20 protein-coding genes are annotated in these 18,913 nt (G+C 38.5%); 9 read left to right on the top strand and 11 right to left on the bottom strand.

Annotation, left to right across the window (positions count from 1 at the left end; all coding sequences use genetic code 11):
- The first annotated feature begins 6 nt into the window (after positions 1-6).
- The 5 genes from ACYVM0_RS07300 to ACYVM0_RS07280 all read left to right on the top strand — a co-directional run bounded on the left by ACYVM0_RS07300 (position 7) and on the right by ACYVM0_RS07280 (position 3,756).
- A complete protein-coding gene (locus tag ACYVM0_RS07300) occupies positions 7-435 on the top strand; it encodes an OmpA family protein (protein ID WP_460554701.1) in 429 nt (142 codons plus the stop codon).
- 44 nt (positions 436-479) lie between these two features.
- A complete protein-coding gene (locus tag ACYVM0_RS07295) occupies positions 480-863 on the top strand; it encodes a hypothetical protein (RefSeq protein ID WP_460554698.1) in 384 nt (127 codons plus the stop codon).
- Between the two features lie 23 nt (positions 864-886).
- Positions 887-1,270, top strand: coding sequence for a ribosomal maturation YjgA family protein (locus ACYVM0_RS07290; RefSeq protein ID WP_460554695.1), 384 nt, complete (start codon positions 887-889; stop codon positions 1,268-1,270).
- A 76-nt stretch (positions 1,271-1,346) separates the two neighbouring features.
- A complete protein-coding gene (locus ACYVM0_RS07285; RefSeq protein WP_460554692.1) occupies positions 1,347-2,399 on the top strand; it encodes a tetratricopeptide repeat protein in 1,053 nt (350 codons plus the stop codon).
- Positions 2,400-2,646: 247 nt separating this feature from the next.
- Positions 2,647-3,756 (top strand): Gfo/Idh/MocA family oxidoreductase, encoded by a 1,110-nt coding sequence (locus ACYVM0_RS07280; protein ID WP_460554689.1) that lies wholly within the window; start codon positions 2,647-2,649, stop codon positions 3,754-3,756.
- 69 nt (positions 3,757-3,825) lie between these two features.
- Here ACYVM0_RS07280 and ACYVM0_RS07275 read toward each other — a convergent pair whose 3' ends face one another.
- From ACYVM0_RS07275 to ACYVM0_RS07240, 8 genes are all read right to left on the bottom strand, one after another.
- Positions 3,826-4,116 (bottom strand): hypothetical protein, encoded by a 291-nt coding sequence (locus tag ACYVM0_RS07275; protein WP_460554686.1) that lies wholly within the window; start codon positions 4,114-4,116, stop codon positions 3,826-3,828.
- Entirely contained in the window at positions 4,116-4,877 is a 762-nt protein-coding gene (locus ACYVM0_RS07270) for a hypothetical protein (RefSeq protein ID WP_460554683.1), read from the bottom strand. The genes ACYVM0_RS07275 and ACYVM0_RS07270 overlap by 1 nt, the downstream gene beginning before the upstream one ends.
- Complete coding sequence (locus ACYVM0_RS07265) at positions 4,867-5,277, bottom strand: contact-dependent growth inhibition system immunity protein (RefSeq protein ID WP_460554681.1); 411 nt, start codon at positions 5,275-5,277, stop codon at positions 4,867-4,869. The genes ACYVM0_RS07270 and ACYVM0_RS07265 overlap by 11 nt, the downstream gene beginning before the upstream one ends.
- Positions 5,278-5,383: 106 nt before the next feature.
- Complete coding sequence (locus ACYVM0_RS07260; RefSeq protein ID WP_460554679.1) at positions 5,384-5,884, bottom strand: hypothetical protein; 501 nt, start codon at positions 5,882-5,884, stop codon at positions 5,384-5,386.
- Between the two features lie 240 nt (positions 5,885-6,124).
- Positions 6,125-7,519 (bottom strand): caspase family protein, encoded by a 1,395-nt coding sequence (locus tag ACYVM0_RS07255; protein ID WP_460554676.1) that lies wholly within the window; start codon positions 7,517-7,519, stop codon positions 6,125-6,127.
- A 242-nt stretch (positions 7,520-7,761) separates the two neighbouring features.
- Complete coding sequence (locus ACYVM0_RS07250) at positions 7,762-9,135, bottom strand: dihydrolipoamide acetyltransferase family protein (RefSeq protein ID WP_460554673.1); 1,374 nt, start codon at positions 9,133-9,135, stop codon at positions 7,762-7,764.
- Between the two features lie 496 nt (positions 9,136-9,631).
- A complete protein-coding gene (locus ACYVM0_RS07245; RefSeq protein WP_460554669.1) occupies positions 9,632-10,879 on the bottom strand; it encodes a competence/damage-inducible protein A in 1,248 nt (415 codons plus the stop codon).
- A gap of 18 nt (positions 10,880-10,897) precedes the next feature.
- On the bottom strand, positions 10,898-11,485 hold the full coding sequence (locus tag ACYVM0_RS07240; RefSeq protein ID WP_460554666.1) for a Uma2 family endonuclease: 588 nt from the start codon (positions 11,483-11,485) through the stop codon (positions 10,898-10,900).
- Positions 11,486-11,532: 47 nt separating this feature from the next.
- On the opposite strand from ACYVM0_RS07240, the gene dacB reads away from it, so the two are divergent.
- From dacB to ACYVM0_RS07225, 3 genes are read left to right on the top strand one after another with little or no spacing between them, the layout of a single operon-like run.
- Positions 11,533-12,942, top strand: coding sequence for a D-alanyl-D-alanine carboxypeptidase/D-alanyl-D-alanine endopeptidase (dacB, locus tag ACYVM0_RS07235; RefSeq protein ID WP_460554663.1), 1,410 nt, complete (start codon positions 11,533-11,535; stop codon positions 12,940-12,942).
- 36 nt (positions 12,943-12,978) lie between these two features.
- Positions 12,979-13,413: a DUF6526 family protein gene (locus ACYVM0_RS07230; RefSeq protein WP_460554660.1), complete on the top strand. Its 435-nt coding sequence runs from the start codon at positions 12,979-12,981 to the stop codon at positions 13,411-13,413.
- A gap of 31 nt (positions 13,414-13,444) precedes the next feature.
- Positions 13,445-14,188: a hypothetical protein gene (locus ACYVM0_RS07225; RefSeq protein ID WP_460554657.1), complete on the top strand. Its 744-nt coding sequence runs from the start codon at positions 13,445-13,447 to the stop codon at positions 14,186-14,188.
- A 4-nt stretch (positions 14,189-14,192) separates the two neighbouring features.
- On the opposite strand, the gene ACYVM0_RS07220 is transcribed toward ACYVM0_RS07225, so the two are convergent.
- From ACYVM0_RS07220 to ACYVM0_RS07210, 3 genes are read right to left on the bottom strand one after another with little or no spacing between them, the layout of a single operon-like run.
- Complete coding sequence (locus tag ACYVM0_RS07220) at positions 14,193-14,600, bottom strand: acyl-CoA thioesterase (protein WP_460554653.1); 408 nt, start codon at positions 14,598-14,600, stop codon at positions 14,193-14,195.
- 5 nt (positions 14,601-14,605) lie between these two features.
- A complete protein-coding gene (locus ACYVM0_RS07215) occupies positions 14,606-15,181 on the bottom strand; it encodes a hypothetical protein (RefSeq protein ID WP_460554650.1) in 576 nt (191 codons plus the stop codon).
- Positions 15,182-15,190: 9 nt separating this feature from the next.
- Entirely contained in the window at positions 15,191-15,598 is a 408-nt protein-coding gene (locus ACYVM0_RS07210; protein WP_460554647.1) for a DoxX family protein, read from the bottom strand.
- Positions 15,599-15,789: 191 nt separating this feature from the next.
- Between ACYVM0_RS07210 and ACYVM0_RS07205 the strand changes: the two genes are divergently transcribed.
- Positions 15,790-18,834, top strand: coding sequence for a tetratricopeptide repeat protein (locus tag ACYVM0_RS07205; protein WP_460554644.1), 3,045 nt, complete (start codon positions 15,790-15,792; stop codon positions 18,832-18,834).
- Positions 18,835-18,913 lie beyond the last annotated feature (79 nt).

Here is an 18,913-nt window from a genome sequence, read left to right as displayed (position 1 = left end):
TACACCATGAAGAGTCATGTGTCTCTAAGGATAGTCTTTACAATAGCATTTTTTGCAGGAGCATCTTTTTTATTTGCACAAAGTGATCTTGTAACAACTATTTATTTTAAACCCGGTAGTTGTACTATTGAAAAAAAATATTTACCTGTGCTTGATGCAGTGGCAAAGCAACTCAGTTCCGATTCAATGGGGTTCTTAAAAGTTTTTGGTTTTGCAGATACCAGGGGAAGGGAAGATGACAATGATGAACTTTCATCTGAAAGGGCCGGTGCAGTGTATGGTTATTTAGCCGCCCATGCGGTATTCGACACCAGCCGTGTGTATGTGGCGTGGATTGGATCGTCTGCAGATGCCTACGACCTGCATTTTCCGCAGGCGCATGTACAACAACGCTGTGTGGATATTTACATTCAGTTCAGGAGAAGAAAAGAATAAGAGCAGGCCGCAACAAAATATTTATTGTAAAGCATAAACTTAGTATGAAATTTTTAAAATACAGCCTGCTTTTTTTATTGTGCATGGCATTTGCATACCCGGATGATACCGACTGCAAAAAACTATTTACCGGTAAATGGAAGTATAAAGATATCGATTCAAAGAATTTATTCGTGGTAAGAACATTGCAAAAGCAAAGGGAGTATGTGGATAGCGGTAAACATTTTTATGAATTTAAGATACATTGGATAGATAAATGCAGTTACCGTTTGGTTTATATGGGCACCACCAGTGCTCGTCCGGCATCAATAAAAGTAGGGGATTCATTATTGGTGGAAGTGCTAAGTATTGATAAAACCAAAATGACCTACAGAAGCACTATTGCCAGTGGGGAACAGGATAATGGTGAAATGGAAAAAATGCGTTGATCATAGTATACCCTGAATAACTTATGAACAGTACCCTCCGCTTCAGTTACAGGTATTTTCTTTTGGCTGTCGCATTATTTATTACAGAGATCATGATTGCATTATATGTTCATGATACCATTGTAAGGCCCTATATCGGGGATCTGCTGGTGGTCATTCTTATCTATTGCGCAGTAAAGGCTTTTATAAATACCCCGGTGTTAAAAACCGCCATTGCAGTGCTGTTGTTTGCCTTTGCTATAGAAACCCTGCAGTACCTAAAAATTGTGGAGGTACTTGGCCTGCAACAGTCAAAACTGGCGAGGGTTATTATTGGTACTTCATTTGAATGGGGCGATATAGCCGCATATATAGCGGGGATACTGGTTGTGTTGGTTGCAGAAAAACTGTCGGGGAATTTAAAATAAATACCTGGTCATAAATCATATTAACTTTTATTGTGTAAATTGAATATCATTCGCATCTTCATCAATAAACTGATTTATGAAAAAAAATATCCTGGTAGCAGTCTTCTGTCTTTTTTGCCTGTTTAGTTTTGCCCAATCTGAAAAAGCGAAAGCCCTGGTAAACGAAGGTATTGCATTGCACGATAAAGGTGAGTACGACAATGCCATAAAAAAATATGACGCCGCTATTGCCGAAGACCCTGCTTATATTGATGCGTATTATGAAAAATCTTTTTCACTTTACTCCATGAAAAAGTATGATGAATGCATTGAACTTTCCAAACAGATGATCAAACAATTTCCTGATAACCCCTTATTAAAAGCAGTGTATGTGCAGTATGGCAGTTCATTGGACGACCAGGGCAAATCTGCAGATGCTATTAAAATTTATAACGAAGGCTTGAAAAAATTTCCCGGCTATTTCCTGTTGAATTTTAATAAGGGCATTACATACAGCATTATGAACGATGCTGATAAAGCCTATGAAAGTTACCAGGAGGCATTGATATCAAATCCATTTCATGCATCCAGTTATTACCGTGTGGGAGAATTATTAAAATCAACCAATCATATTCCGGCCATGATGGCCTGTATCATGCAATTGATAGTAGAACCTGAAACAGACAGGGCAGCTACCAGTTTTGCCACTTTAAAAGAACTGATGTTTGGCAGCGTAAAAAAAACAGGGGAGAACAGTATCACCATCACCATGGATGCAGGAATGCTGGATACAAAAAAATCTAAAAAGAAACCGGATAATTTCAGCATGCAGGAAATGATCTTTAATATGTCTGCAGCATTGGATAAAGATTCTGTGCTCAACTCTACCAGCAAAACTGAAATTGAAAAATTCGACCTGAGATTACAATTACTGATCGGAAGTTTAAATGATAAGGAAAAAGGATTCTTCAGCGAACGTTATGTACCTTTCTTTAAAAGCATGAAGGAAAATAAATACACCATGATCGTCAGCCGCCTGGTGTTTGCCCATACAGGAGAAGAACGCAATAAAATCTGGCTCACTGCCAACACTGGTAAAACAGACGAATTTTATGATTGGCTTAAAGCCTATAAATGGCCGGAAAAATAATCAGTCAATACATTTCCACTTACGGATGCTGCGCCGGTTGGAAAAATTCAATGCTAAAAAAATTCCCTGGCATCTGAATGTTACAAAAACAGGAACAGAGTCGGCATTGACAAAATCGGGTTGATCCCGGGGCCTTACTTTGTGTTTCTGCCATTCATAAAAATCACTACACGGTATTTAATATCTTGTATACATTTGTGCTGATTGCAATGGGCTCGTGTTGCAGCTTATTTTTAAAATATACAAGATGAAAAATTTATCCCGCCGTTCTTTTTTACAAAATCTAAGTATGGGTGCAGGTGGTGTTGCCGTAGCAGCATCATTGCCGTCTTTTATAAAGCCGCCTGCAAATTATGCCGGTAAAAAATTAAACATTGCTATTTGTGGTTTAGGGCGTTACGGCAATTACCTTGCCGAAGGCATAGCAGTTTCTCAATATTGTAAAGTGGCCGGCATAATAACCGGTACGCCGGCTAAAGCCACAGAATGGAAAACGAAATATAATATCCCGGATAAAAATATTTACAACTACCAGGATTTTGATAACATAAAAAATAATAAAGACATTGATTTAGTTTATGTGGTATTGCCCAATGCCATGCATAAAGAATATACCATCCGTGCAGCAAAAGCAGGCAAGCATGTAATTGTAGAAAAGCCCATGGCCATTACATCTGCCGATTGCAGGGAAATGATTGATGCCTGTAAAACCGCAGGGGTTCAATTAGCAGTGGGGTATCGTTTGCATTACGAACCCTATAATTTAGAGATGAAAAGATTGGGACAGGAAAAAGTTTTCGGGCAGGTGCGTTTGATTGAAGCCTCACTCGGTTACAAAACAGGCGACCCAACGGAATGGCGTTTGAACAAAGCATTGGCGGGCGGCGGTCCTTTAATGAATGTTGGTATCTATTGTGTGCAGAGCAGCCGTTATGTAACAGGCGAAGAACCCATTTCGGTAACTGCACAATTTGGCCCCATCACCGATAAAAAATTATTTGCCGAAGTGGAAGCCTCTATTGCATGGCAACTGGAATTTCCGGGCGGTGCTTTCAGTAATTGCACCAGCACTTATAATTGTGGTATCGACAGGTTTTTTGCATCAGCAGATGAAGGCACTTTTGAATTAAGTCCCGGTATCAGTTACGGACCTTTTAAAGGCAAGACAAGCAAGGGTGAATTGAATTTTCCGCAGATCAACCAGCAGGCTGCACAATGCGACGGCATTGCAAAAATAATATTAGACAATAAGCAATTGCCTGAACACATTAACGGCGAAGAAGGTTTTAAAGACATGAAAGTATTACAGGCTATTTATGAAGCCGCAAGAACGGGGAAGAAGATTTCGCTGGAGTAAGTTGAATCTTATTGCATAAAATATTTACCTGAGTAGCAAAAGCATATACTTTTATTATAACTGAAAACCTCAGGTATTCTTTTTTCCTGACCTCCATCTGCTTATTACATAGTTGCCCGGCAGCCATATAACCAGCACTGTTAAAAAACAAAAAGCAATATCAATGCCCAGGTACCAATAGTTTGTCGCCGATGGGTTGGGAGGGCAGGGATCACACATACCACTGAATTTTTCGTGAAACGTTAATGGAAAACCATAAGTGTCGTTGCCATCAACTGGGGTTTCTATTTTAGCAGTAGCCAATGTAGAAGCTATGAAAACAATAATGGTTAATGCTGGTATGATGAAATACTTTTTCATTATTGTACCTGGTTTATATTTCCCTTTACCTCATCATCACTTTCTACTGTAAATTTTATTGCCGGTCTATGCTTCACCAGGTAATCAGTAAAAGCGTAATAACAACTACTGGAAACTTTTATTTCTAACGCATTGGTGCTATCCCAGTGAATATCATTGAAGCAATCAAAATCGTATTTGGAAATATATACATTGCCATACTTGGGAATACTATCGCCTTTATTGATCACTGAAATATTCAACAGGTTATAGCGGTAACCTTCAGACGGTTTTACGTAGCGATACACCACCAGGTCAGATTTATTATCAGGAGAAGTTTCCCTGTAAATAATTTTTCTCTGGTATGAAGTATCAAGCGGGGCCCGTTGAATGATTTTAATGGCAACGCCATTAACTAAAGTGTCTTTCAGGTTTGATTTTCCTTCGCTGATAAAGTCGGAATATTTTTCTTCCACTATAACCGTATCGTTCCCTTTCCAATAGATCTTGTCAAAATCTAAACTCGTTAATGAATAATGAGCAGCCTTTAACGAATCTGTTTTTTTTAGCACTGCAGTAAGCGAAACTCTGCCGCCATCCCATGCGCCTTGCTCATAGCGGTAGGTCAATAAATATTTTGAACTATCAGGACAGAATACTTTTGATAGCTCAGTATATTCCCCGGGTGAGTTGTTGGAATTGGTAAGGTTGAGGCAGCCGGTGGTAAGCACCAATAAAGAGGATAATAAAAATACTATGCTGTTTAGTTTATTACCTGGCATATTTGCAATTGTAAAATTTTACAGTATCAAATCTTTCTTCTGCTATCTCTTGTAGTTTTGGGAGTATCAATGCATTCACTTGCGTCCAGTATACTTCATTGCTATTCCAGAAAGTAGTATCAACTTTTAAAACCATTTGTAAAAGATCACCTTCATACAGGTCACCTTCTGCAAACAGGTTTTCTTTTAAGTGTTCTATAGCAAGCGGTATTAAATAAGGCAATCCAATTTCTTGCCCGATCATGCAACGCAGGTCTTCAATGGTAAATGTATCTACAATTTTTCTTCTCAATTGTAAACATCTTTTTACCAGGCCGGTGGGCGCTTCGTTTGGTTCACCCCAGTTCTTGTTTTCTAAGGTTTCCAGTGTTTTTTGTTGCCAGTTGTGTGGGAGGTTCATTTTGGGTGATTTTGTAGTCAATCTATTTCAGGACGAGACAGCAATTATTTGATGTTTGTTTGTCCCGCCACATTTGCATCAAAACTTTTTGTTGGCTGTAGTGGCTTTAGACTGGAGACGTATTTCCTAAGGCAATAAACTTAGTTGTCTTGCTTAAGAAAAAGGTTAATAAGCCAAGGGTCAAAAGAATTATCCCATTCGTCAAGTACTCTAATGTAATGTTTCCGAAAATTTCACCCGGCGTCAGAAATATATTTTTTAAAAAATCCCAGCCAAGTAGCTCAAAGCGAGACAGGATGCATACCAAAACAAAGACAATAATAGAATTAAACCAAAACCATTTTCGTTTAATTGAAATTATCAACGAGATGATGAACGCTACTAAAAAACCAAGCGTGTTACCGATACTTGTCCATACAACAAAATAACTCACTTCTATTGATGAGACTTGATTTTTGCTTAGAGCGTTGGTTAAATCTCCTTTATCTGAATGTCTTAAAATGTCAATTAAATTCGTGTTGTGTAAAACGGCAAGAGTATGAAATGAATACATAAAAAACCAAGCAGCAATAAAGTGAATTAAAACTTGTCGCCAATTAAGTTTCATTATAAATTTTTGAAGTGTCATATTTCAATTACAGCCAACGTTTGAGGCTTGCCGCAGGGCTGGAATTGTTGCTGTGTCAGCCCGGCAGATGAAGCCGAGTGAAAAACTGAAGTTGAAGTTAACAACTAAAAGCCAAATAGAATTCGGTCAAGCCCGATATTAGTTGGTAGTAGTACAACTGCCGATTGTTTTTCCGTCCGCCAGCCTTGCGGCAAACCTTTTGTTGGTGGCAGTAAAATTCTAAAATGGCAAATCGTCAGCCGGTGGTTCTGCCGGCTTAAACTTGTTTTCGATATCTTTTCTTATTCTATCTTCAATTGTAGCAGTTAAAGTAAGTACTGCTTCTTTAATTGCGGCTTGGTCAGAAATCTTTACCTCATTTGTAAACCACTTTATATCCTTTACATTTAAAGATTTACTGTCAAAACTTTCCTCAACGTAATTTGTAATAAAATAGAAAAAACGTAAATGAATTCTTGATATTAGAAAAACAATATTTGCTTGGTAGCTTACTATATTCGGGAAAAGACTGTTAATCTCCAATTTTATTCCTTTAAACGGTGTTTCAAACTTTAAATCGAAACCAGTCATAGTTGTATATTGCTCGCCGGTATCATAGTCTATTGCATCTTCATAAACAAGTTTTGCAAAGAAATCGTTTTCGTTTTTTGTCAACCAAGTTCCGATAACTTTAAGTTTAGGTATTGTTTTGTTTTCTTCTAAGAATTCAATATCAACTTTAAATAATTCAGAAATATCCCCATTGAGTTTTAATTGCTCTATTTCTTTTTTAATTATTTCAATTGATTTTAAAGCCCCTTCTTTGTCTATATATTCTTTAGCCTTTGACTTTACTATTTCAGCTAGTGTAAGTGGCTTTTCTTTCGGTGTTGTATCCGGTAATTCTTTCGCATTAAAAGTTAAAAGATATTCTTTTAAGTCTTTTGAGAATGTACAAAACTTCTCAGTTAAATCTGCTTGAATAACAAAGAATGGCGTCTGGTCGTTGTTACTTGAGAATTCATCAGAGATAACATCGATGATATCTTTATATCGAATTTCATTTGTGCTATGCTCTTTTAGTGACTTAATAAAGCTAGCAGTAAAAAAGCTTATATTTTTATCTTGATACGAAGACTGATTATTTAATGAAGAATTTAGAAAATAACATTTCCTGAAACCTTTTTTTGTATCAGTAAAATATTTACTCAAAACATTACTTTCTTTTATGTATGTAGTCCCAGATTGACAGGCGTCAATAATTTTAATGACTAATTCTGGGTTTAATGTTCTAAATAACTCATCAATTTCTCCATTTTGAAGTGAAGTTTGATTTCTTTTTTTTGGGTCGAAGTCAGAAAGTATATAATAAAACTCATCGTTCTGAAATTCACCGTGTCCAGTATAATAGAAAAATAATTCTTCAATACTTTTCCCTTTATTCTCTGAAATGAAGTTTGTTAGTTGTTCCTTAATCTTAGCACTCTGTTGATTATCATTTATAAACAGAATGTTTTCAAACTTTTCAGTTTTCTTAATTATCAAATTTATTGCTTCCGCATCGTTTTTACAACCAGGCAAATTATTCCTGCTGTCAACATAGTTACTTACTCCAATTATGATTGCTATATTCATCCCGTTTAAAGTTTTAGAGTGCTGAAATTATTGCCACCAACTCTTGTATTTGCGCAATACTTGTTCAATAACTATTTGATAGCTAAATCAAAAGGGAACAAATCTTTTCAAACACAATACAATTTTTTATTGCAGTAAAATAGATAAAAAAATTGGAAATCATCGCAGCAACCCGCTATAATTTCCAATCAATATTTTGCACAAAAAATTATAAACCTGCCTGCCGGCAGGTCTGCAATCCTCTATATGCTGCGATGCACATCAAAATTCTCCAGCTCTTTACTCACCGCATTTAAGAAAGTACTTCCCAAGGCACCGTCAATTATTCTATGATCGTAACTAAGAGAGATGTACATCATGTGGCGGATAGCAATACTGTCGCCTTGCGGTGTTTCAATAACCATGGGGCGTTTTTTAATGGCACCTACCGCCATAATAGCTACCTGCGGTTGGTTAATGATGGGTGTACCCATGATGCTGCCGAATGTACCCACATTGGTTAAAGTGAAAGTGCCACCAGTGGTATCATCAGGTTTTAATTTGTTATTACGGGCAGCATTGGCAAGGCCATTTACTTGTTTGGTAAGGCCGGTTAAATTTAACTGGTCGGCATTTTTAATTACCGGTACAATCAGGTTGCCGCTGGGCAGGGCAGTAGCCATACCAATGTTAAGGTCTTTTTTAATGATGATCTTATCGCCATCCACACTGCTGCTGAGCATGGGGTATTTTTTAATACACTTTACAATGGCTTCTATAAACAATGGGGTGAAAGTAATTTTTTCGCCTTCTCTTTTTTCAAAATCCTTTTTCACTTTTTCTCTCCACATCACCAAACCGGTAACATCACATTCTGCAAAGCTGGTTACATGAGCGCTGGTATGCTTGCTGTCCGTCATGTGTTTGCTGATGAGCTTGCGCATGCGGTCCATTTCAATGATCTCTACATTGCCGCTATACACAGTAGGTGCCTGAAATGCTGGTTGCTCGTTGGTAGTTGGCCGTTGTTGGTTAGTTGTTGGTTGTTGCGCCGCAATAACAGTTACTTCCTGTGCTTTCGGGCTTTCCGCTTTTAGCTTTCCGCTTGCGGCTCCTTTATCTGCCACATACGCTAAAATATCTTTCTTGCTCACCCTGCCTTCCTGGCCTGTACCGGGGATATTTTCCAGCTCCGTCATGCTGATACCTTCCTGCTGTGCAATATTCAATACTAAAGGAGAGTAGAATTTTATTTTGTTATCGCTGCCTTGCTCGTTGCCTGTTGTAGGCATGGTGTTGGCAGGCACAAAGGGAATTTCTTCCACCAGTTTAGCTTCTTCATATTGTGGCTGGTTAACCGGTGCTGCCGGCTGATTATTGGAAACCGCAGCATTGGCGCCCACACGTATGGTGGCAATTACAGTACCAATGGGTACCACATCATTTTCATTAAATAAAATGGTTTCAATTACACCTTCAGCTGTAGAGGGTACTTCACTATCCACTTTGTCGGTGGCAATGTCTAAAACAGTTTCGTCCTGCTTTACCGTGTCACCGGGTTTTTTGTGCCATTTTAAAATGGTGGCTTCCATAATGCTTTCGCCAAGCTTTGGCATAATTAAATCTACTACACTCATAAAATGGTTTAAGTGTTAACAATCGTTGTTCTGGCAAGGGCAAAAGTAAGCAAAAATGGTTTGCCACGAATGACACAAATTTACAAGGATAAAACGCAGAGAGAATTGGCCACGGATTACACAGATTTTTACGGTTGAAGTGCAGGGGAAATCAGCCACGGATTACACGGATTTTCACGGATGAAGTGCAGGGTAAATCAGCCACGGATTACATGGATTTTCACGGATAAAGTGCAAAGGAAATTGGCCACTGATTACACGGATTTTCACGGATGAAATACAAGGGAATTAGCCACTAATGGCACGAATGAACACGAATAAAATCCAGGGATAATTGGCCCCAGGTTGCGCAGATTTACACGGAAATAAAACAGGCCATATTAGTGTTGATTGGTGCCATTAGTGGCAACAAACAATTCACCTAGTGAATTAAAAAATCCGTGTAAATCCGTGTACTAAGCTTGTAGAAGTATCCGTGGCAAAAGAAAAAATGGCTTTAGCCGTTCTCCAGAATAAATTTGCGCAACAGGTTCAATGCGGTAACTGCTGTTAATTGTATATTCCTTGCCCTGTCGAAACGGAAAAAGAGTTTTTGTGTGATGATCTTTTCGGCGTTGCCGATAGCAACCCAGGCAGTGCCTACCGGTTTTTCGGGCAGGCCGCCGCCGGGGCCCATAATGCCGCTCACTGCTATCACGTAATTGGATTTAATATTCTGCAAAGCACCTTTAGCCATTTCTGTCACCACTTCTTCACTCACCGCACCCTTGGCCAATAAGGTTTGATGATTTACATGAAGCAGGTCTTCCTTGGCACCATACGAATAACTCACCACGCTGCCATCATAAAATGCTGATGAACCGGGGATGGAAGTAACCAGGTGAGCAATATAGCCGCCGGTACAGCTTTCGGCAGTACACATGGTCTGATTTTTTTGCAGGAGTAATTTGCCGACTACTTTTTCCATCGGCTCGTCAATATTGGTAACTAGATATGGTGCCACCAGTAATTGCAGCTGATCAAATTGTGCATCAATTTCTTTTTCTGTTGCGGCTTTATCAAAACCTGAGGTTGACAAGCGCAAACGTACCATGCCGTAATTGGGCAGGTAAGCTAATTTGATGGATGCAGGCAATGCGGTTTCAAAATCCTGGATGAGGTCAGCTAAAAAACTTTCACCCACACCGGCCGTTAATAAAGTACGGTGAATAATAACCGGTAATTCAAATTGTTTGATCAGATGCGGAATCACATCATCTTCCATCATGCCTTTCATTTCGTTGGGTACGCCGGGCATGCTCACAAATATTTTTCCTTCTTTGTTAAATAGCATTCCTGGTGCGGTGCCTCTTTTATTTTGAATAACTGTACACACATCCGGTACTTCGGCCTGTAATAAATTTCTTTCTATCATGGGCCTGTTAAGCCGGGTAAAAATATCGATGACATTTTGTTTGGCACCTTCATCAATAATTAATTGGCCGCCAAAATATTTACACAACAATGGTTTGGTAATATCATCAGCTGTAGGGCCAAGGCCACCGGTGATCAAAATGATGTCAGCATGTTTGCTTTCTTCATCAAGGGCACTCCATATTTCATCCCACACATCGCCTACTGCCAAACGCCTTACAACAGGTATGCCGGCTTTGTTTAATTCCTGTGCCATCCAGGCGCTGTTGGTATCTATAACCTGGCCTATTAAAAGTTCATCGCCAATGGTGATGATGGTTGATTTGATCATGTTTAAAAAGTAATGATTTTAAAAATTGAGATCCTGGTAGATGTCTTTAAGAGGAATAGCAATATTTACAGTGGAGATTTGTAATGTGTCTTCCCGGGAATTGTTATCTATAAGTTGCCAGGCATTATTGTTGCTTCTGGAGTATCTTTCAATATGTATCCTCTGTGAATCCACTAAAATATATTCTTGCAAAGTATCAATATCCCTGTACAATGAAAATTTTTCCAGCCTGTCGTAGTTACGGGTTGACCTGGAAAGTATTTCAATAATTACACTGGGATTTGTAGCAGTATCAAGTTTATCGTCAGTTAGTTTCATTTCGCCACAAATAATACTGATATCCGGATAAGTATATAAAGTGTTCTTAGGGATATGTATCCGCAAATCGCTACCATAAGGTACACAGTTTTTCCCTTTTAGTTTGTAACCAATGTCTGTAAAAATATTTGTAAATATGCGGTTGTGTTTTGCCGATGCGCCACTCATGGCATAAATTTCACCCTCGTAGTATTCATGCTTTTCTGTAGCAGTTCTTTCTTGCTCCAGGTATTCCTCCTCCGAGATGTAATTGTATTTAAGCACAGGCTCTTCTACTTTATTTTCCATACATCAAATTTAAATCTTTTAGTTTTGACAAATAAATTTATTTGCCCATGAAATGGTTGGTAGTAACACTATTGGTTTGCATTTGTTCAAACATGCAAGCGCAAAATATTGATGCCCGTTTAACGGCTGCAATTAAAGGCCTTGAAAATGATACTCAGTTTAAACATGCCATACTAAGCATGTATGTAGCGGATAGCAAAACCGGCAAAGTTGTTTTTGAAAGGAATGCACAAATTGGCCTGGCACCGGCAAGTTGCCAGAAAGTGATTACCAGTGTGAGTGCATTTGAATTATTGGGCAAAGAATATCAGTACAAAACTGAACTGGCAATTGACGGCCAGGTAACAAATGAAAAACTAACCGGCAATATTTACCTGGTTGGTTATGGCGATCCTACCTTGGGTAGCTGGCGCTGGAAAAATACCAATGAAAAAAATGTATTGAATAGCCTGGTGGATGCGGTACAGCAAAAAGGTATTAAAGCAATTGAAGGCAATGTATTTGGTTACGATAGAAAATGGGAAAGTAACAATACACCCCGGGGATGGATATGGGAAGACATCGGTAATTATTATGGTGCTGGAGCTTCTTCATTAAACTGGAGGGAGAACCAGTATAATGTTATTTTAAAAGCCGGTGAAAAAGAGGGCGACAAAGCAACTATTGAAAAGATAATCCCTCACCTGGAAAATGTGGGTTTATATAGCGAAGTTGTTACAGCTAAAAAAGGAAGTGGCGATAATGCCTACATTTACCTGGCACCATACGGAATTAGTGGTTATATAAGAGGTACTATTCCTTTAGGAGAAAATAATTTTACTATCAGTGGTGCAATGCCCAATGCAGCAGAACAACTCACGCTGACTTTTGTGGACGAATTAAAAGCCAAAAATATTAACGGAGTTTTATTTGCAGGTTCTTACAATGGGATAGAAGTAGAAAAAAAAGATATACCGATAAACCCTGCCACTATTTTAACCATCACCTCTCCAACACTCGATAGTATCAACTACTGGTTTTTAAAAAAGAGTGTGAATTTATATGGCGAAGCATTTGTAAAAACCATTGCTTATGAAAAAATAAAATCCGGTTCCACCGATAGCGGCATTGCTATCATAAGGGATTTCTGGAGTAAAAATGGTATTGAAAAATCGGCCTTAAATATTATCGACGGCAGCGGATTATCACCTGCCAACAGGGTAACAACAAATGCATTGGTAACTGTACTACAGTATGCCCAAAAACAAAAATGGTTTGCTTCTTTTTATTACGGTCTGCCGGAGATAAATGGCATTAAAATGAAAGACGGTTATATCAATGGTGTAAGAAGTTATACCGGCTATGTAAAAAGCAGGTTGGGCGAAGCATATACCTTCTCTTTTATCGTCAATAATTTTGACGGCAACCCCGGAACAGTGAGGGAAAAAATGTGGAAGGTACTGGATATTTTAAAGTAGCTTTATTGTTACTCAATCAACCTAAACTATACTATTATGTCAGAACAGAATTTCAAAAATCATTCCCGTTATGTTCCCTTATTTCATTTTGTAGCATTTACTGCGGCATTATTTCCACTTGTCAGCAGTGTGATACATTTTATAAAAACCATCAGCGACGGAAGCGGCAGGCTCCATGCTGCGGCCATGCTGTCTTTAACAGTGGCTGTTGTACTGGCACTCTGGTTTGCAAGGGCATTTGCATTAAAGGCACAGGACAGGGCCATTCGTGCAGAAGAAAATTTCCGTTATTATATTGCCACCGGAAAAACTTTTGACAGCAGGCTGCGTATGAGCCAGATCATCGCTCTACGTTTTGCAGGCGATGATGAATTTGTGGCATTAGCTAAAAAAGCGGCGGATGAAAATCTGTCTTCCAAACAAATTAAAATGGCCATCACCAACTGGAAGGCAGATAATAACAGGGTATAATGGTATAGCAATAAAAATAAACTTTGCGCTTATGAAAATGTTCTTATTCAGCTTGTTCATCAGTAGCTCAATAGTTGCCGCAGCACAAATAAAATACGAACGTACCGCATTAATAACAGGTGCATTTATTGATCCCTATTCTCATACCAGCGATTCGATGGTGATGCCCCGTAACAGGAATAAACTGAGTTTTGGCGATGAATTCAATATTGATCTGCAGAGTTTTTTTTCTTTGCGTAATAAAAGGCTGAGGGTATCGGCAGGGCTGGGATTCAGCCAGCGCCATTTTTCGATGAGTAAATTTAATGCCGGTGATTTTATACTGTTGTTTATACCATTTGCTACTTTTAAAGACACAGCGTACCTGACAAAAGTAAGATCTGTCAGTCAGTATGTTAATGTACCACTGGGGTTTGAATACCGTCTTTCAGGAAATGAAAATAAGAGAGTAACTGTTTTTGCAGGGCTGCGGCTGATCAATAGTTTTAAAGTAGCAGCTTCAACTATTGCTACCCCAGATACCAGTTATTTCAGGCCCAGCAGTACGCAATTGAGTTCCATCAGCGATGCTTATAATAACGACATTAACAATTACCTGCTGCGCATTGAGCCTTATCTTGATATGGATATCCATATTGCCAGAGGGTATGGGGTGCGGCTGGGTTTATTTCCTATCGGTTTTTATGCCACTCCATGGTCTAAAAAAATTACCCAAACGGCAACGGCAATCGGCGTAAATTTTTCTTTGTATAAAAAAATAATGGCCCGCCAATAGAAAATTAAAAGTAATGTTTCAGCTTTTCTTTCAGTACCTCCGGCATTTCGCAACGCTTCATGGTTTTGGCATCAATAAAAAACAAAGTTACCTCGCCGGTGTTCAGTAATTCATCCTGCTCATTATAAATCTCAGCATGAAATACAATTTTATGATGAGCAGGCATTTCCCTTAATGTGGTTTTAATGGTAATGAGGTCATCATATTTTGCAGGCCGTAAAAAACGGCTGTGTATATCTACCACCGGCATAATAATACCCAGCGCTTCAATCTCTTTATACGTATAGCCCAGCTGGCGTATAGCTTCTGTACGCCCAATCTCATAAAACTGTGCATAGTGGCCGTAATACACCATGCTCATCTGGTCGGTAAGGGCATAGTGAATACGTATTTGTGTTTCGGTTACAAACATAAATTTTACTGGGTTTCTTCAAGGTTATCGCCAATTGTATCAACGGCTGTATCCTCTTTGATATGTCTTACAATAAATTCAGTTAATGTTTTGGCATATACAAGCATTGTAGCGGCAAGGATAATAATGACCAGGTATTCAGGGATACTTTCTTTGGGCAAAATAAAATTAGGGCCTTCGTAACCTATTGATTCATTCCTTTCTCTGATATAGGCGTAAATTTTTACGAATAGCTTTGGCAGCCGTGTAGTTAAAATATAAGCCCCCATGGCTACAAACGTAACATATAATACATCGTCTCTTTTTAAATAAATTTTTATAGCAGACGAAAAAGATACTTCTGCCGCAATTTTTTGCGCAATATTTTTTGATCGTTTAATTAAAACTGTTGCCACAGTAATATAAAAAACAAGGTATAATAAATTAAGGGTAACATTGTAAAAGTCACCCGCCAGCGTTAACCCCTGCTCAAACCAGCGGTATAAAACCCATAAAAAGTACGGCACTGTTTCCAGGGCATTATAACCAACCAGCAATGCAAGTATCAGTACGGCTAACTGAAGGGGATCACTATTTTTCATGAATTGTTTTTATTTACCTATCATGCTATCCACACTTACCCTGCCCGGGCCCACCAGCAGTAAAACAATATAGCTGGTAAGAAGCAGCACTACATTTTCATTGGTTCCGGATATATGGCCATTATCTACCTTAAAAATGATAACACAGGTAACAACGATGAGCGGAATGGTGGCAAGGCGTGTAAACAATCCTAAAATTAAAAACAGGGAGCAAAAGAATTCTGCAAAAACCACCAGGGCAAGGCTCAGGGTTTTACCAATGCCCATAAAATTCATAAACTCATTCTGGTATCTGGCAAAATGCATCAGTTTATCATACCCATGCAGCAGCATTAAAATTCCGGCAGCCAAACGGAGTGCTAACATTGCAGTGCTGAATGCACCCGCAGAATACTTTGTAGAGAGTAATTTTTTCATTTTCTTTTTTTGAGATTTTAGGTTACCGATTTTTTAATTGTCAATTTTACAAAATCCTTAACAGCAAAACAAAAATACATTCGTTTAGCATATAACAGTTATCCACTTATTCACAATAAACTTGGAACGGTGTTTGCATAACTGGCATTATAGTTAATTTTACAATTGGCAAAAAGCCTGAATTTACCGACATGATAAAACACAAACTCTTCGCCCTGCTGCTTACTGCCGGGCTTTATTGTACAGCAGTTGCACAACCCACCAATACGGTTACCGATTCAGAAAAAAAATATAAAGATGCTAAGGAATTGTTTGTGAAAGAGCAGTTCGCACTGGCTTATCCGCTGTTTAAAGAACTGAAGGAACAATATCCCGATAACAGCATCAGTAACCATACTTATCTCAACGATGATATCAGTTATTTTTATACCGTTTGCGAATTAAAACTGGTGCAACCTGTAGCCGAAGATGAAGCCAAACGCTACATTGATGTGGTGAATAATGAGCCCCGCAGGCAGCTGATGAGCTATCACCTGGCAAAGTTTTATTTTACAAAAGAAGATTTTAGCAATGCTATAACATATTACGAAAGAGCCGGATTAGATAACCTGAGCAATGAGGAAATTGCCGATGCAAAATTTGAAAGAGCATATTGCTATTTTAATTTAAAGCAGTTTGAAGAAGCCAAACCATTGTTTGATGAAATACACCAGTTGCCCGGCAATAAATATTATTTTCCTGCCAATTACTATTATGGTTTCATTTGCTACTACGATAAACAATATAACGAAGCTTTAAAGTCTTTTAAGTTAGTAGAAACAAGGGAAGAATACAAAGGCGTGGTGCCTTATTATATTGCTGAGATCTATTACTTCCAGGGAAAGAAAGACGAATCATTGCGTTATGGTGAAAGTGTATTGGCAAGAGGGGGGACCTTGTATTATGAAAAAGAAATGAAATTGCTGATGGGGCAATTGCATTTTGAGAAAAAAGAATTTGGAAAAGCACTTCCGCTTTTAGAATACTATGTCAATAATACCGATAAGGTTGATAAAGAAGTGCTCTACGAAGTAAGTTACTGTTACTACCAGGATAACCAGTTACAAAAAGCTATTAACGGGTTTAAGCAATTAAGTAACCAGCGTGACTCCATGGGACAAAACAGTATGTACCTGCTGGGAGATTGTTATTTAAGAACCGGGCAGAAAGCCAATGCAAGAAATGCTTTTCAATATTGTGCGTACAACAACAGTAATGCAAAGCAGCAGGAAGTATCCCGTTTTATCTATGCCAAATTATCTTATGAATTAGGTTACCAGGATATTGCTTTAAATGAATTGAAAAAATTCCTGAACGATTATCCCAATTCAGATTATGAAACAGAAGCCAAAGAATTACTGGTAGGACTGCTGGCGAACACCAATAATTTTTCTGATGCACTAACCTTGTACGAATCGATGGGCAAGCCAACGGTAGCCATGCAAAAAGTATATCCCAGGATATTATTTGGCAAGGCAGTGGAATACATCAACGATCAGCAGATAATAAGGGCAGATGAATTATTGACCAAAGTACTAAGCGATCAATATGCCGGTCCGATATTACCGTACGCTAATTTCTGGAAAGGAGAAATAGCATTGCGCAACCAGAAATTTGATGATGCCATTAAATACATGACGGCGTATTTACAAAGCAGTGCACCATCACAGGGAGAAGCAACGCCGCAGGCAGCCAGGTATGATTTGGGGTATAGCTGGATGAAAAAAGAAAATTACAAACAGGCGTTGAATTATTTTGAGCAGGTTACAAAATCAGTAACCGTTACCTCTCCTGCAATGGAACAGGATGCTTATGTACGCAGTGCTGATAGCTATTTTATGAACCGTGATTTTACAAAGGCAAACAGTATGTATGATAATGTGATCAGCAATGCACTGCCACAAAGTGATTATGCCTATTTTCAAAAAGCAATGATCGCCGGTGTAAAAAGCGCTGCAGATAAAATTAAAACGCTTAATACACTTACAAGGTTATATCCGCAAAGTGGTTTGGTACCTGATGTTACCATGGAAATTGCCAACACTTATATGGCCGACGAAAAATTCAGGGATGCTATTCCTTACCTGAATAATATTTTAACCATGCCTGATGCCGGTGGATTAAAACCTACAGCGTATTTAAAATTAGGATTGAGTTATTATAATATCGATAATAATAAAGATGCACTCACCAACTATCAGACATTAATTCAGAAATATCCCCAATCACCCGAAGCAGATGAAGCGCTGGATAATATCAAAAGTATTTATGTAGAAGATGGTAAGCCGAATGAATACGTGGAACTGATGCGTAAGAATGGCAAGAACATTTCAGTAAGTGAAGCAGATTCATTAACCTATACTTCTGCTGAGTTAAAATACAATGCAAATGACTGCGGGGCAGCAATAACAGGATTTAATAACTATCTGTCGCAATACCCTAATGGTTCCTTTGCTTTAGAAGCAAACTATTTCCGCAGCGAATGTTATAATAAGAATAAAGATTTTCAAAATGCACTTACGGGTTATAACTATGTAAATGCAAAAGGCCTTAACCGTTATTTTGAAAAAGCTACTTTGGAAGCAGCCAGGATCAATTATTTTGAACTGAAAAATTATGCTGAGGCCAAACGATTCTTTGAATCATTATTAAGTGGTACGGCCAGCCAGGATAATATCCTGGAAGCCTTAAGAGGTTTGGTAAGATGCCAGTACCTGTTGAAAGACTATTCCAAAGCCAATGAAACAGCAAAAACATTGCTCACTAAAAAAGGCATCAGCACAGATGATAAATCAATTGCCTTCCTGGTGCTGGGTAAATCGCAGCAACTGGGCGGAGATTGTGCTGCTGCTATTGCTTCCTTTAAATCCTGTGCGGCTATCAACAAAGCGGCCTGGGGTGCAGAAGCCCGGTACGAAATTGCCAACTGCCAGTTTACTTCCAATAATTTAAGCGCAGCTGAAAAATCAGCCATGGCGGTAATTAAAGAAACCGGTTCCTACGATTACTGGGTAACCAGGTCTTATATCTTACTGGGTGATATTTTCATGCAACAGAAAGATTATTTTAATGCCAAAGCTACTTACGAAAGTGTGGCAAAAAATTCAGTGATCCCTGAGTTGAAAAATGAAGCACAACAGAAGCTGGATAAGGCAACTGAGGAAGAGAAGGCAGGGAGTAAGATAACAGGGAATTAAAAATCTGGAATTGTGTGGTGTAACAAAATTAAAAGAAGTTAAAATAATAAGAATGAAAAGGCAAGTAAAAAAATATTCA

The sequence above is a fragment of the Ferruginibacter profundus genome (assembly GCF_054783275.1).
The sequence above is the reverse complement of the archived record's forward strand: the minus strand, read 5'-3'. Positions and strand labels throughout refer to the sequence as shown.